This is a genomic window from Mycobacterium sp. 1245805.9, assembly GCF_001672915.1.
Classification (GTDB): domain Bacteria; phylum Actinomycetota; class Actinomycetes; order Mycobacteriales; family Mycobacteriaceae; genus Mycobacterium.
Genome location: NZ_LZKR01000047.1, coordinates 24,296 through 37,867 on the forward strand (window position 1 = coordinate 24,296; position 13,572 = coordinate 37,867).

Here is a 13,572-nt window from a genome sequence, read left to right on the forward strand (position 1 = left end):
TGGCTGGCATATTCCTAATAGGAATATAGTTCTATCACACGGGTGTGGCCTCTGTCACGTATAGCGACAAGGCGCGGCTTTCGACGCGGTGCGGTTAGCCGCGAAAGATGTCGAGCGAACCGACGTGGGCCCGATTGGCCTTGATCCGCTCCTTCAATTTCCACGATCCATCGGAGCGCCGTTCCCACGTGTCCGTGTAGTCGCCGAGCGTGTAGAACCGGGTCGAAGCGTCCCCATCCGAACTCAGGTGAACGTCATGGACGTAGGCGCGGCTGATCGCGGTGTCCCCGTCGACATCGATGACTACGTTGGCGAGAAGGTGTTGGGTTGGACCGCAATTGTCGAGGAACCCGCGGATGAGCTCGATCATCGCCGCGCTGCCGTGCAGCCGTCCGGTCCCGAACTCGCCTACCGCGTCGTCGGCCAAGATCTCGGCCATGGCCGTCCAATCGCGCTCGTCCATCGCGCGGGCGAATCGCGCCAACGTTCGTTCGATGTCACGCTCATCGAGCAGAAGCTGAAGCCGCTGAGTGTCCACGGGCCGTTCCTTTCGCTGCCCACCGAAATCGACGCTAGCGTGGACCGCACTCGCACTTCTTCACGCTGGCGTAGATCTCGATGAAACGTCGCTGCGGCTAACGGGTAACACTCAGCCCTTGGCGGCGGACCGGCCCGCGCGGCGGCCGTAGAAGCTGCCGTCGCCAAGCGAGATGCCGCTGGCGTAACCCCACGCGGCCAGTCCCGCGGTCGAACGGCCCGCGGCGAACAGTCCGGGGATGGGCTCGCCGCTGACGTGCAAGACCTCGGCGTCCAAAGTCGTGGCCAAGCCGCCCAGGGTGAAGCCGCCGGTGTTCTCCCGCAGATCGATGGCCCCGACCGGGGAACCGATCGGCCTCAGCCACTCGGGCTTCTTGTGCAGCAGCGGATCCTCGCCGCGCGCGGCGCCCTCGTTGTAGGCGGCCACCGTCGCCTGCAGCGAACCCGGCGCCAGGCCCATGTCGCGCTCCAGGTCGGCCACGGTGTCGGCCACCCAGGTCGCCTCGCGCAGCATGAACTTGGGCGACCACGAGGCCATCGCCTCCTGCTGCGCGTCGTCGTCGATGATGAGAAAAGCGGTGTTGTCCTGGTGGTACAGCGTGAGCTGGCCAACCCGGCCCGGGTAAGTGTCCTCGGCGACGTAGCGCTGGCCGCGGCCATTGACCAGGATGCCGCGCACCAGTTGCTGGGGATCGATGAAGATCGCGACCTCGGTGGCGTCCATGTGGGCCAGATCGGCGCCCAGCGCCTGCGCCATCCGGATCGCCTGCCCGTCGTGCTGCTCGATCGAGGCGGCCGGGCGCCCGGCGATCCGCGGGGCGTACCGCGCCACCATCGCGTCGTTGTAGGCGAAGCTGCCCGTCGCGAGCACGACCCCACGGCGGGCCCAAACCGTCATCTCCGCGCCGTACTGCCGGGCGCGGATGCCGACGACCCTGCCATCGGATTCGACGATCAGGCTTTGCACGCGGACGTCGTACAGCGCCCGCGCGCCGGCCGCCGTGGCCGTCTCGACGAGCGGCTTCATCAGCATGTAGCCCGCGCTGGCCTCGCCCTGCTTCTTGTTCTGCATCTGCGGGACGTGCCCACGCGGGGCGGGGGAGGCGATGGTGTTGAACGGGTAGGCGTTTTCACCGCCGCTGTACATCAGGCCCTGGTCGCCCATCGGCTCCCACCCGGGCTCGGAGAAGAACTCCGCCTTGAACGGCACACCGCAGCCGACGAGCCAGTCGAAGTGCGCGACGCTGCCCGCGCAGTAATCGGCGATGCGGTTCTCGTCGGCGCCGGGGCCCATCGCCACATTGAGGAAAGCCGCCATGTTGTCGACGGAATCGCTGAAGCCACAGGCGGTTTGCAGGGCGGTGCCGCCGCCGAGGTAGATGAATCCGCCGGCCATCGCCGCCGCGCCGCCCCACGACCCGGTGCGCTCCAGCACCAGCACGTCGGCGCCGGAGCGGGCCGCTTCGACCGCCGCGGCGGCGCCGGCCACCCCGTAGCCGGCGATGACGACGTCGGCCTCCTGGTCCCAGGACGCGACCGACGAGGCCGGGATGGGGGTGACGTCCATGTCTGGTGTCATAGCCGCATCGCCGCGGGCATCTCGCCGGTCCACTGGTGACCCCAGTAGCTGTCCGCGGTGATTTCCTCTGCGGTGTAATAGGTTTCGTCGACGCGCATGCCGTCGGTGCCGAACTCGATGTCCCAATCGCCGGGCGCCCGCACGTAGAACGAAATCATCTTGTCGTTGGTGTGGCGGCCCAGCGTGGAGGACAACTGGAAGCCCTCGGCGTTGACCCGGTCCAGCGCCTGGCCGACCGCGTCGAGGGTGTCAACCTCCACCATGATGTGAACGACCCGCGGGTCGCGCATGTGTGCCGCCGGCACGATCGCCAGGCTGTGGTGGCGCTCGTTGATCCCGAGGAAGCGAACCCGCACCGGGCCGAACTCTTTCGGCAACGGCACCCGGAACGCGCCGCGCGAACGGAAACCCAAGACGTCGGTGTAGAAGTCGAACAGCCCGTTGGGGTCCATCGCGGGCACCACGACATGGCCGAGTCCCTGATCGCCGGTGACGAACTTCGCGCCGAACGGCGTGATCACCGGGCTGTGGTCAAGCACCGGGCCGTGAAACACCTCGAGCGTGTGGCCCGCCGGATCCTCGAACGCGATCGCCTCCTCGACGCGGCGCTCCTCGGCCTCGTCGAGCGACAGCTGCTTGAACGCGACGCCGGCGCCGTCCAGGGTGGCCTTGACCCGTTGCAGCGCCGCGCGATCGCGCACCTCCCAGCCGATGGTGAGCACCCGGTCACTCTCGCCGGGAACGACGACGATACGTGCCGCGCGTTCGTCCATGCGTAGGTACAGCGCCGACGGGTCGGACCCCTTCCCTTCGGCGAAACCCAGGACGGCGAAGGCGAAATGCCGCCAGCGGTCGATGTCGTTGGTCGAAATGGTGATGTAGCCAAGGCTTTTCAGGTCACTCACTGCCAACTCCTAGATAAGGGCCCGCAGCGGGCCTTCCGGTGGGTCGATGCCCAGCGAGCTGAGCGCCGACGCGTGATACGTGGTGCCGGGGACGTGGATGGCGTGCAGCTGGCCCACATGCACATCACGCCAATACCGCTGCAGGGGCTTGTCCATCCGGGCCGCGTTTCCGCCGGAGCGGGCGAAGATTTCGTCGACCGCCGCGACCGCGCGCCACACCGCACGCACCTGGGTCCGGCGACCGGCCGCGCGGTCCGCGAACGACACCTCCTTGCCGGCGGCGACCAAGTCGTAGATGCGGTCGGCGTTGGCCAGCAGCTCCTGGCGGGCGGCGTTGATGTCGGCCGCCGCCTCACCGATCGCGTGCATGACGTACGGGTCGTCCTTGATCGCGGTTCCGGTGGCGCCCACGCGCTCTCGCTGGTAGTCCAGGTGCGCGGCCAACGCGCCCTCGGCGATCCCGATGGTCGCCGCGGAGATCCCCAGCGGGAACATCGTCGACCACGGCATCAGGTAGAGCGGCTCGGTCATGCCGGCCTCACGCTGGGCGGTGCCGTCCATCACCTTGGCGGCGTCCATGGTCCGGTAGGTCGGGACGAACGCATCCTTGACGATGACGTCCTTGGAGCCGGTTCCGCGCAGCCCCACCACATTCCACGAGTCCTCGACGATCTCGTAGTCCTTGCGGGGCAGGATCATGTGCAGCATCTGCGGCGGCATCAGCGGGATGCCCTGCTCGTTGCCGAGCATCGCGCCCAGGATGATCCAGTCGCAGTGGTCGGTGCCCGAGCTGAATTGCCACCGGCCGTTGAAGATGTAGCCGCCGTCGACCGGCTTCGCCACGCCCTGGGGCGCGTAGGGGGAGGCCATCCAGGTGTCGACGTCGTCGGCCCACACCTCAGCGGCCACCTTCGGGTCGGCGTAGGCGAGCTGGTAGGGATGCACGCCCACCACGCCGACGATCCAGCCGGCGGCCGGATCCAGCGCCGCGGTGGCCATGGTCGTTTCGGCGAACTCGCGGGGATGGACCTCGAACCCTTGGTAGCTCTTGGGTTGCAGCAGCCGGATCAGTCCGGCCCCTTTCATGAGCTTGACGGTGTCGTCGGTGAGCCGGCCGATCCGCTCGGCTTCGGCGGCCTGGTCGCGCAACTGGTCGGCCATGGCTACAACCTGATCAAGTACCCGCTCGCTCATTTCTTCGTCCTTACTTCTGGGGGCATATTGAATGGTTTACCGCAGTCCAGGTGCCGAGTCGCCGCTGATCCCGATCAGCGGACGAAATTGGGTCATAACGCGGCATAGGGGGTGTTGTCAACGAAATGGCCACATACGACCTTCGAGCCCAACCGGCCCTCCTACACCTTCGCGAGTAGTCCGGCGTCGATCACGATCTGGGTGCCGGTGATGTAGCGCGCTTCGTCGGAGGCCAAGAACACGACGGCGTTGCTGACATCGACGGGCTCGATCCACGGCACCGGCAGCAGGTGGCGAGATTGCAGCACCTCCGCAGCGTCCTCAGCGGTCGGATTGTCCAAGTCGGGCCGCAGCCGTCGAAACGTCGCGTCGTTGAGCACCATCGCGGTCGCGACCGCGCCGGGGTGAACGGTGTTGACCCGAATACCTCGGGCTCCGAGCTCGTTGGCGAGCGTGCGTGCCAGTCCTACCACGGCATGCTTGCTGGCCGTGTAGGCGGCGGTGTTCGCGGTGCCCCGAATACCGTTGGTGGAGCTGACAATGACGACGGATCCGCCTTGCTCGCCGATATGGGGCACCCCGGCCTTGACGGTGTGCCAGACACCGGTGAGATTGATATCCAGCACCTGCTGCCAGCTTTCGGGGCTGATCTCCCAAGTAGGGGCGCCCGCCGGATGGATTCCCGCATTGGCGACAACCACGTCGATGCGACCGAGTTCGGCGACGGCGGCATCCACCGCGGCCGTCATCGCGCTGAAGTCGTCGACGTCGGCCAGACCCGTCGCGGCGCGCACGCCACGCGCGGCGCCGGCGGCCGCGGTCTCTTCGAGGTCGCCGGCCGCCTCGGGCATATCCAGCGCGATGACGTCGGCGCCCTCCTCGGCGAACCGCTCACAGTGGCAGCGGCCGCTGCCGCGGGCGGCCCCGGTCACCAAGGCCACGCGACCACGCAGACCCGACATCAGGATCCCTTGATCAGTGAGAATCCCTTGTACCCGGCCTCGGCGACCTCGGTGCAAATGTCGAGATACACCCCGAAGCCGCCGATGAAAAGCATGAACACGCGCGGCTTCCCGGGGACGTTGGCGCCGAGATACCACGAGTTGGCCTTGGTGAACAGGGTCGCGTCGGCACGGCGGGCACACTCGGCGACCCAGTCGTCGACCGCGTCCGGGGTCGCCTCGATCGCGGTGTAGCCGTGGGCGTCAAGGTAGGCGATGCAGTCGGCGATCCAATTCACGTGTGCCTCGGCGTGCAGCACCATGTTCGCCAGCACTGCGGGAGCCCCCGGGCCGCATAACACGAAGAGATTGGGGAACCCGTCGACGCCCAAGCCGAGGTAGGTGCGCGGTCCTTCGCTCCAGTAATCGCGGAGCCGCCTGCCGGCCCGGCCGACGATGTCGATCTTGGCCAGCGCACCGGTCATCGCGTCGAAGCCGGTCGCGAGCACGATCATGTCGACGTCGTAGTGGGCGTCGGCGGTGTTGATCCCGGTCGGGTCGATGGACTCGATTGGGGTGTTGCGCACGCTGACCAGCTTTACGTTGGGGCGATTGAACGTTTGAAAGTAGTTGGTATCGGTGCAGATTCGCTTGGTCCCGATCGGGTGGTCGGTGGGGATGAGCAATTCGGCCAGCGACGGCTCGTCGATGACCGCACGGACCTTTTCTTCGTAGAACTTGCGGGCCTCGTCGTTGGCGGCCGGGTCGATCATCTGGTCGGTGAAGGTCTTGGAGAACAGCACGCCGCCGAGATTCCAGCGCTCCTCGAATGCCGCGCGGCGTTCCTCCGGAGTGGCCTCCATCGTCAGCTTGGGATGCGCCACGTGGGGCGAACCGCCGGAACTGCGCCACGAGGCCCGTCGCCGTTGCGCGTAGTTGGCCTTCACCTCGGCGCGGTCGGCGTCCGTGAGCGGCCGGTTGCCGGCCGGCACACTGTAATTCGGGGTGCGCTGGAAGACATACAGCTGGGACGCGGCTTCGGCGATGATCGGGATCGACTGGATGCCAGACGATCCGGTGCCGATGACCGCCACCCGCTTGCCAGCGAAGTCCACCGGCTCGTGCGGCCACGAGGCGGTGTGGTGGACATCCCCGGCGAAGGTTTCCAATCCCGGGAACGAAGGGGTCATCGCCGCCGACAGCGGACCGGTTGCCATCAGACAGAACCGCGCCCTTACCTGTTCGCCGCTAGCGGTGGTCACCGTCCAGCGCAGGCTCCGCTCGTCGAGTACCGCCGACGTCACGCGGGCGTTCAAGGTCACGTCGCGGCGCAAATCCAGTCGGTCGGCGACCCAGTTGATGTAAGCGAGGATCTCGGCCTGGGTGGCGTACTTCTCCGACCAATCCCACTCCTGCTGCAATTCATCCGAGAACGAATAGCAATAGTCCACGCTCTCAACGTCACAGCGGGCGCCGGGATACCGGTTGAAGTACCAGGTACCGCCGATGTCGGGTCCGCTCTCGAACACCCGGGCTCTCATCCCCGCCGACCGTAGCTTGTGCAGGGCGTAGAGGCCCGCGAAGCCCGCACCGACGACGACGGCATCGACTTCCTGGGCCATCCGCGGATCACTGGCAGTCTTCACGGGTTCCTACGGTAGGTCGCGGCGGACGCCGTCAGCCGCGATGTCCCGGTGACCGGACGCCGCGATAACGGCATCCCGGCCATCGGAACGAAGCCGCCGCCGCTGCCGGCCGCCTCGCAAGAATCGCGATATGCCAGAAGTCGGAAGGCGTGACACCGCCGTGTACGCCGTCGCGCAGGCTGCCACCGTCGAGGTCGGCTTGGACGGCGAGCTCCATCGGCTGCGGTTGCCGCGTGACAGATCTCTTGTGGACGCAATGCTCGACGCGCGGATTGACGTGCCACATTCGTGCCGCGAGGGCCATTGCGGCTCGTGCGTGGCGACGCTGGTGTCCGGAGAGGTGGACTTGATGGGTGGCGATGTTCTGGGACCCCAAGACCGTGCCGATGGCTTGATTCTTTGCTGCCAGGCGCGCCCGCTCAGTGACCATGTCCGCGTCGAGTTTTAACGCCGCATGACAGGGCGTCTGGCGGGCAAGGTCGCGCTGATCACCGGTGCGGCGCGGGGGATCGGACGCGCTCAGGCCGTGCGGTTCGCGCAGGAGGGCGCCGACATCGTGGCGCTCGACGTGTGCGGGCCCATCGACACCGTCGTGGTCCCGCACAGCACGGTCGCCGACCTCGACCAGACGGCTTCGTTAGTCGCGAACGCCGGTGGTCGAGTGCACACCGAAACGGTCGACGTGCGGGACCTCGCCGCGGTCCAGGCCGCCGCCGAGCGCGGCGCCCAGCGGTTCGGCGGATTGGACGTGGTGTGCGCGACCGCTGGGATCACGTCGCGCGGCATGGCACTCGAGCTGAACGAAAAAGCTTGGCGCACCATGCTGGACGTCAACCTCACCGGTGTGTGGCACACATGCCGTGCGGGCGCGCCGCACCTGATGGCGCGCGGTGCCGGGGCGATGATCCTCACGAATTCAATCGCCGGGTTGCGCGGTCTGGTCGCTGTGGCGCATTACACGGCGGCCAAGCACGGCGTGCTCGGCCTGATGCAAAGCCTGGCCAAAGAGCTTGCGCCGCACAATATCCGGGTGAACTGCGTGCACCCCACCAACGTCGACACCCCCATGATCCAGAACGACGCGGTGCGCGGCGCATTCCGCCCCGATTTGGACCGGCCGCCGACGCGAGCCGAGTTCGCCGAGGCGGCACGCACCATGAACATGCTTCCGGTTCCGTGGGTCGACGCGGTCGACGTGGCCAACGCGGCTTTGTTCCTGGCGTCCGACGAGGCGCGCTACATCACTTCGGTCAGCTTGCCGGTCGACGCCGGCTCCACCCAACGATAGGTGCATGACGTCGGATACACCGTGATGACATGCTCGATTATTAGCCCTGCGGGACCGGGTGAAGGACGAGGAAGGAATCGGGTCATGACCGAGATCGACGATCTTGCGGCACGGCTTCGCCATCTCGAGGACGAACGCGACATCTCCCGGCTGATCGCGTCCTACGGCCCGGCCGTAGACGCCGGGGACGCCGACGCCGCCGCGCGACTCTGGGCGACCAACGGCACCTACGACGTCGAGGGCTGGCAAATGAACAGCCAGAACGACGTTCATGCGATGGTACGTTCTGCGTCCCACCAGGATCTGGTGGCCAATGGCTGCTGTCACTTCATCGGGCCGAGCGTCGTGACGGTGACCGAAGATTCGGCGGTGGCGGTCGCCGAATCGCTGGTGCTGGTCCGAGATGGCGAGAGCTATCGCGTATGGCGCTCGACGGCAAACCATTTCGAGCTGCAGCGCATCGCGGGGCGCTGGCGGATCACCAAACGCACCAGTCGCGTCCTCAACGGCGACCCAGGAGCGCGGGCGTTGCTGACCGCTGGGCTCGCCGGTGCGGCGGCACCAGCACTGGGTGCGGGGACGACGTGAGGCGGGCGTATGAGTCACTGACCGGTTCCGTGCGCCGGCTAATCGATGTCACAATCCGGACCGAAGTGGACGCAGCCGTCGTAGCGGCCGCCAAAGCGCACATCGATTGCGCGGTGGGGCAGTTGAGCGGGGTTCTGATGCCCGGCTCATTTGGGCTGCGCGAAGTCGCCGACGGCCAATCGATGGCATCAGGAAACGTCGCGATCGGGGTCCGAAATCCCGTCGCACCGCCCCTCGTGATACACCACGACGCGGAAGGCGTTGTATGGACCGAGGTCACGCTCGGTGCCGCTTACGAGGGGCCGCCCGGTCATGTTCACGGTGGCGTGTGCGCGTTAATCCTGGACCACATGCTCGGTGCAACCGCACATCGCCCCGGACGCCCGGCCTACACGGGCACCCTCAACCTGCGTTATGTGCGGGGAACACCTTTGGGTCTCGTACGCGCAAGCGCGCACGTCGATCGCATCGACGGCGCAAAGACCTTCGCGGTGGGCGAGATTGCCGACGGTGAGGGAACCACGGTCACCGCCGAAGGCCTGTTCATCACGCCGCGACGACGCCCCTCAGCTCAATCAACGGCGGGGCCGTCGACGCGGCATGAGGGGTCGGCTCCCGCTGAGCGAAACGGCTAGCGGTCAATAGCTATCGGATGGGGGGACTATTACGATTGTCACATTCCCGTCGAGGAGATGAATTCATGGCCGCGCCTGAGACTCGTTCCCGCTACACCGTCATTTCCGCGGATACGCACGCCGGAGCCGACCTCTACGACTACAAGTCTTACCTGCCCCAGGCGTTTCATGACGACTTCGATGCGTGGGCCAAGACCTACGCGAGTCCGTTTGACGATTTGATCATTGCCACGGCGAAGCGCAATTGGGACAACGAATTGCGCATTTCTGAGATGAACGACGACGGGGTGGCGGCGGAGCTGTTGCTCCCGAACACCGTTCCTCCCTTCTTCCCGACATCTCCCAACATCACCATCTCGCTGCCGCAGACTCGAGACGAGCTCGAACGTCGGTGGGCGGGCGTGCAGGCGCACAACCGCTGGCAGGTTGACTTCTGTTCCCTGGCGCCGGCGCGGCGGCGAGGGTTGATCCAAGTTTTCCCCAATGACGTGGACGCTGCATTAGACGAAATACGGTGGGGGAACGAGCAGGATTGCTTTGGCGGAGTGTTGTTGCCTGCGGTATCGCCGGGCGACCCCAACGTCGCTCCGCTGTTCCACACCCGCTATGAGCCAATTTGGGCATTGTGCAGCGAACTCGATCTCACGATCGTGCAGCACGGGGGGCCGGGAAGTCCGGCGATGCCGATGGATCAGCCGGCATCGAATGCGGTGCTCATCACGGAGATGGCGCTGTGGGCCCAGCGCACCCTTGGGCATCTGATATTGGCCGGGGTGTTCGAACGCCATCCCGACTTGCGGTTTGTGCCGACCGAGCAGGGCACCCTTTGGGTGCAACAGCAGCTGATGACCTTGGACGCGATGGTGCCGACGCTGAAGACGGAAGCCGGTAACCGCACCTACGGCATGTTCGGCGGTTCCTCGGTCGATCAGCTGACCCTGACACCAAGTGAGTACGTTCAGCGGAACTGCTACCTGGCCAGCGAATTGACCCCCTTCGAATCGAGCATGATCGACTTCATGGGCGCTGACCACATTCTCTGGGGAAGCGATTACCCCCACGAAGAGGGCTTCGCCCCGCACTCGAAGCTGGCCATCCGGTGGGCATTACACGACAGATCCGAAGACGAATGCCGGAAAATTCTCTCCGAGAATGCGGGTCGCCTGTATCGGTTCGACCTCGATGCGCTGGCGCCGATCGCGGCCGAAATCGGCCCGACGGTGGCTGAAGTGCACACGCCTCTTGGGAAGACCGGATATCACGCCCCGGCCGCGTTCGGCTACCGCCCGTTCGAGGGCGGGCTCGCGCTCAAGCGCCTCGCTCCCCAACGCCAATAGGCGCGCGGGCCAGGTCAAATTATTTGCGCGACAAGAACGCCAGCACCGTGCTTTCGAACGCCTGCCTGGCCTCGATCATGGCCCAGTGCCCGGAGTTCGGGAAGATGTGCAGTTCGGCGTTGGGGATGGTGCGCATCGGCAGCAGCGCCATGTCGGGCGGACTCACCCGGTCGTCGCGGCCCCACGTCAGCAGGGTCGGCGCGGCCAGCTTGTGCATGACCGCCCACGGCATCGGCCGGTCGGAGGCGGCCATCCCGGCGTTCATCGCGGCGAACGCCGCTTTGCCGTACATCCGGCGGGCGGCGTCCAGGGCAACCGGATCCGTCGCGAGCGCCCAGCGTTCCTCGATCAGCTCGTCGGTGACCAGCGACTGGTCGTAGACCATCGACTTCAGCCAGTCGACCAGCCGTTGGCGCGTCGGGTCCTCGACGAACTCCTGCAACAGCCGGATGCCCTCGCTCGGGCTGGGACTGAAGATGTTGGTGCCGATGCCGCCGATGGTCACCAGCCGGTCGACGCGGTCGGGATTCTGGATGGCGAAGTTGATGCCGACGCCGCCGCCCATCGAGTTGCCCACGATGTGCGTCGTGCCGACGCCCAGCGCGTCCAGGAACGGCCCGACGGTGCCGAACGCCATGACCATCGGGTGGCCGCCGAAGTCGTCGCTGACGCCGAAACCGGGGAATTCCAGGACCAGGCAGCGGAACTGCTCGGCGAATGTCGGCAATATCCCGCGGAAGTTACGCCAGCCGGTGACCCCGGGACCCGAGCCGTGCAGGAAGAGCAGCGTCGGCGCCGAATCCGGGCCGCAGTCGTAGTAGCGCAATGCGCCCTTCGGGGTTCCGATTTCGCGCAGGTCTTGTTCGACGAGTTGAGAAGTGTTGGCCACGGATGTCACCCTGCCATGCCGCCGCGGCGAGCGGCAGCGATGTTCCGCCGATCGGTCATCTAAAGTCTCTGGCCATGTCAGGTCGCTTGCTGATCACCGGCGTCGACGCCAGCGGGAGGTCGTGCGCCGCCCGCGACGAGCCCGTCACGCTGCAAGGGGACGCCGGCCGCGGCGGCCTGCGCTATTCGGTGCTGTACGCGGCGCCGTCGCTGCCGTCCATTGCGGCCGGCGGGCGGGACGCGGACCTGCTCGACCTCGTGGTCCCGCCCGGCGCGCTGCGCTGGACGATGATCGAGTACGCACCGGGTGCCGAGTTCGCCATGCACCACACGGACACCGTCGATTTCGACGTCGTGCTTTCCGGCTCGGTGGAACTGATCCTCGACGACGGCGCGCACCCGCTCGCCGTGGGTGACAGCGCGGTGGTCACCGGCGTCGATCACGCCTGGCGCGCGGGACCGCAGGGGTGCCGGCTCGCCGTCATGACGATCGGCGCTTCGGCGCCGGCCTGAAACGCCAAGCGGCACAAGCACTCACGGGACAGTCGCTGGTGGTGTGCAATCCAGCAATTCCTTGAGCGCCGCGGGGAACGCGTCGGCGAGCTCCCACAGGTCCGGAACGAGATCGGGGCAGGAAATGATGCCGACACCGAGCCGACCGTTGAGGGACATGACGGTCACGTTGAGTCCGGCGCCGGCGATGATCGGCCCGAGCGGATACATGGCGTCGACTCGGCACCCCAGGAAGTAGAGCTGTTCCTGCGGGCCCGGCACGTTGGACAGCACCAGGTTGTGCGGCGGCTTCTCGGGCAACGGGATTCGCGGCAGCAATTTCATCGCGGCGCCGAACATGGTCTGCCCGGCCACTTGCGTCCAGTCCTGCAGCAGGGTGGGGCCCATTGCGGCGGCATGGTCCTTGGCGCAGGCGTTGCCTTCGGCGATGCTCAGAAGCCGCTCGGCCGGGTCGTCGATGTGGGTTTCGAGCCGGCACAGCATCCAGGTGGTCTGGTTTCGGCCTGGTCGATCGGACCTGCCGCGCACCGAGACCGGCACGCTGGCCACCAGCGGGCTGTCCGGCAGTTCGCCCCGCTCGGACAGGAACTGCCGCAGCGCCCCCGCGCACAGCGCCGTCACCACGTCGTTGATCGTCACGCCGAACCGGTTCTTGATCGTCTTGACGTCGTCGAGGTCCACAGTGGTCAGGGAGACGTTGCGCCGGCGGGTGAATGGGCCGTTGAACGCCGTCGGCGGCGCGGCGAACGGGGCGGCCATGGTGGGCCTGCCGTCCCGGGCGCGCAGGATGGTCTGCCCGAGCGTCAGCACCGTGGCCGGCACGACTTTGGCCAGCCGCCAGGGCCGCAACGCGGCGCCGATCAACCCCGACGCGGCGATCTGCAGCGGGTTGGCCGCGCCGGTGCGCTCGGCCGGCGTGGGCGGCGGCGCGTCGGCCACGCTGCTGCACAGCTGTGCCAGAAGGTTGGCGCCGCCGACGCCGTCGACGACCGCGTGATGCGCCTTGAGGATGACGGAGAGCGCCTCGGTGCCGTGCAGGCCCTCGATGACCCACATCTCCCACAGCGGGCGGTCGCGATCGAGCGCCAGGCCGGCGACGTGCCCGCAGATCTCCGCTAACTCCTTGGGTCCGCCGGGCGAGGGGAGCGCGACGCGGTGGAGGTGACGAGAGAGGTCGAATCGTTCGTCGTCGACCCAGACCGGATGGTCGAAGTTCAGTTGGCTGTCGGCCAGCTTGAGGCGGAATTCGGGCACGGCGTCCACCCGCGCCTCCAGCGCCTCCCGGAAGCCCGCGAAGGTGTAGCCCCCCGGTTTCGTTTCCGGATCCAGCTCCAAGACACAGCAAACATTCAACGGCTGCGTCGGTGACTCCAGGTACAAAAAGAACGCGTCGAGCCCACTGAGTCGCTGCATTCCCCGCCCATCTCGTTCGCGCGGTCGTGACCCCTGGTCACATGACCGGCGGTCAACCCCGTACCCCGATGACCCACAGCATCAGAGCGGACCGCAATCTCTTGATGT

At 66.8% G+C, this 13,572-nt stretch carries 14 protein-coding genes; 6 read left to right on the plus strand and 8 right to left on the minus strand.

Annotated elements, in window-relative coordinates; genetic code table 11:
• Window positions 1-94 precede the first annotated feature (94 nt).
• From A9X00_RS07635 to A9X00_RS07660, 6 genes are all read right to left on the minus strand, one after another.
• Window positions 95-538, minus strand: a complete 444-nt coding sequence (locus A9X00_RS07635; protein WP_067151358.1) for a nuclear transport factor 2 family protein — start codon at window positions 536-538, stop codon at window positions 95-97.
• 111 nt (window positions 539-649) lie between these two features.
• Window positions 650-2,116: an FAD-dependent oxidoreductase gene (locus tag A9X00_RS07640; protein ID WP_067151361.1), complete on the minus strand. Its 1,467-nt coding sequence runs from the start codon at window positions 2,114-2,116 to the stop codon at window positions 650-652.
• The gene (gene bphC / locus A9X00_RS07645; protein WP_067151364.1) at window positions 2,113-3,021 is read right to left on the minus strand and encodes a biphenyl-2,3-diol 1,2-dioxygenase; all 909 of its coding nucleotides are present in this window, start codon (window positions 3,019-3,021) and stop codon (window positions 2,113-2,115) included. Before bphC ends, A9X00_RS07640 begins: the two co-directional genes overlap by 4 nt.
• A 9-nt stretch (window positions 3,022-3,030) precedes the next feature.
• Window positions 3,031-4,215, minus strand: a complete 1,185-nt coding sequence (locus A9X00_RS07650; RefSeq protein WP_067151367.1) for an acyl-CoA dehydrogenase family protein — start codon at window positions 4,213-4,215, stop codon at window positions 3,031-3,033.
• A 161-nt stretch (window positions 4,216-4,376) separates the two neighbouring features.
• Window positions 4,377-5,177, minus strand: a complete 801-nt coding sequence (locus tag A9X00_RS07655) for a mycofactocin-coupled SDR family oxidoreductase (protein WP_067151370.1) — start codon at window positions 5,175-5,177, stop codon at window positions 4,377-4,379.
• Window positions 5,177-6,778 carry an NAD(P)/FAD-dependent oxidoreductase gene (locus tag A9X00_RS07660; RefSeq protein ID WP_156771982.1) on the minus strand — a complete coding sequence of 534 codons (1,602 nt, stop codon included), beginning with the start codon at window positions 6,776-6,778 and terminating at the stop codon, window positions 5,177-5,179. The genes A9X00_RS07655 and A9X00_RS07660 overlap by 1 nt, the downstream gene beginning before the upstream one ends.
• A 154-nt stretch (window positions 6,779-6,932) precedes the next feature.
• Between A9X00_RS07660 and A9X00_RS07665 the strand changes: the two genes are divergently transcribed.
• The 5 genes from A9X00_RS07665 to A9X00_RS07685 all read left to right on the plus strand — a co-directional run bounded on the left by A9X00_RS07665 (window position 6,933) and on the right by A9X00_RS07685 (window position 10,650).
• Window positions 6,933-7,250 carry a 2Fe-2S iron-sulfur cluster binding domain-containing protein gene (locus tag A9X00_RS07665; protein WP_067151376.1) on the plus strand — a complete coding sequence of 106 codons (318 nt, stop codon included), beginning with the start codon at window positions 6,933-6,935 and terminating at the stop codon, window positions 7,248-7,250.
• Window positions 7,251-7,256: 6 nt separating this feature from the next.
• Window positions 7,257-8,090 carry a mycofactocin-coupled SDR family oxidoreductase gene (locus tag A9X00_RS07670; RefSeq protein ID WP_067151379.1) on the plus strand — a complete coding sequence of 278 codons (834 nt, stop codon included), beginning with the start codon at window positions 7,257-7,259 and terminating at the stop codon, window positions 8,088-8,090.
• An 84-nt stretch (window positions 8,091-8,174) separates the two neighbouring features.
• Window positions 8,175-8,678, plus strand: coding sequence for a nuclear transport factor 2 family protein (locus tag A9X00_RS07675; protein ID WP_067151382.1), 504 nt, complete (start codon window positions 8,175-8,177; stop codon window positions 8,676-8,678).
• The gene (locus A9X00_RS07680) at window positions 8,675-9,313 is read left to right on the plus strand and encodes a PaaI family thioesterase (RefSeq protein WP_067151385.1); all 639 of its coding nucleotides are present in this window, start codon (window positions 8,675-8,677) and stop codon (window positions 9,311-9,313) included. Before A9X00_RS07675 ends, A9X00_RS07680 begins: the two co-directional genes overlap by 4 nt.
• Window positions 9,314-9,378: 65 nt before the next feature.
• The gene (locus A9X00_RS07685; protein ID WP_067151388.1) at window positions 9,379-10,650 is read left to right on the plus strand and encodes an amidohydrolase family protein; all 1,272 of its coding nucleotides are present in this window, start codon (window positions 9,379-9,381) and stop codon (window positions 10,648-10,650) included.
• Window positions 10,651-10,669: 19 nt separating this feature from the next.
• On the opposite strand, the gene A9X00_RS07690 is transcribed toward A9X00_RS07685, so the two are convergent.
• The gene (locus A9X00_RS07690; RefSeq protein WP_369830727.1) at window positions 10,670-11,548 is read right to left on the minus strand and encodes an alpha/beta fold hydrolase; all 879 of its coding nucleotides are present in this window, start codon (window positions 11,546-11,548) and stop codon (window positions 10,670-10,672) included.
• A gap of 65 nt (window positions 11,549-11,613) precedes the next feature.
• Between A9X00_RS07690 and A9X00_RS07695 the strand changes: the two genes are divergently transcribed.
• Window positions 11,614-12,051: a cupin domain-containing protein gene (locus A9X00_RS07695; protein WP_067151391.1), complete on the plus strand. Its 438-nt coding sequence runs from the start codon at window positions 11,614-11,616 to the stop codon at window positions 12,049-12,051.
• A 21-nt stretch (window positions 12,052-12,072) separates the two neighbouring features.
• On the opposite strand, the gene A9X00_RS07700 is transcribed toward A9X00_RS07695, so the two are convergent.
• Entirely contained in the window at window positions 12,073-13,464 is a 1,392-nt protein-coding gene (locus A9X00_RS07700) for a wax ester/triacylglycerol synthase family O-acyltransferase (protein ID WP_067151392.1), read from the minus strand.
• Window positions 13,465-13,572: the final 108 nt, after the last annotated feature.

What these genes read in the sequence shown, in the direction of transcription:
- A9X00_RS07675 (WP_067151382.1), top strand. Translation starts at nt 8,175, where the DNA reads ATGACCGAGATCGACGATCTTGCGGCACGGCTTCGCCATCTCGAGGAC.
- A9X00_RS07660 (WP_156771982.1), bottom strand. Translation starts at nt 6,778, where the DNA reads ATGGCCCAGGAAGTCGATGCCGTCGTCGTCGGTGCGGGCTTCGCGGGC.
- A9X00_RS07700 (WP_067151392.1), bottom strand. Translation starts at nt 13,464, where the DNA reads ATGCAGCGACTCAGTGGGCTCGACGCGTTCTTTTTGTACCTGGAGTCA.
- A9X00_RS07695 (WP_067151391.1), top strand. Translation starts at nt 11,614, where the DNA reads ATGTCAGGTCGCTTGCTGATCACCGGCGTCGACGCCAGCGGGAGGTCG.
- A9X00_RS07665 (WP_067151376.1), top strand. Translation starts at nt 6,933, where the DNA reads ATGCCAGAAGTCGGAAGGCGTGACACCGCCGTGTACGCCGTCGCGCAG.
- A9X00_RS07670 (WP_067151379.1), top strand. Translation starts at nt 7,257, where the DNA reads ATGACAGGGCGTCTGGCGGGCAAGGTCGCGCTGATCACCGGTGCGGCG.
- A9X00_RS07640 (WP_067151361.1), bottom strand. Translation starts at nt 2,116, where the DNA reads ATGACACCAGACATGGACGTCACCCCCATCCCGGCCTCGTCGGTCGCG.
- A9X00_RS07685 (WP_067151388.1), top strand. Translation starts at nt 9,379, where the DNA reads ATGGCCGCGCCTGAGACTCGTTCCCGCTACACCGTCATTTCCGCGGAT.
- A9X00_RS07650 (WP_067151367.1), bottom strand. Translation starts at nt 4,215, where the DNA reads ATGAGCGAGCGGGTACTTGATCAGGTTGTAGCCATGGCCGACCAGTTG.
- A9X00_RS07655 (WP_067151370.1), bottom strand. Translation starts at nt 5,177, where the DNA reads ATGTCGGGTCTGCGTGGTCGCGTGGCCTTGGTGACCGGGGCCGCCCGC.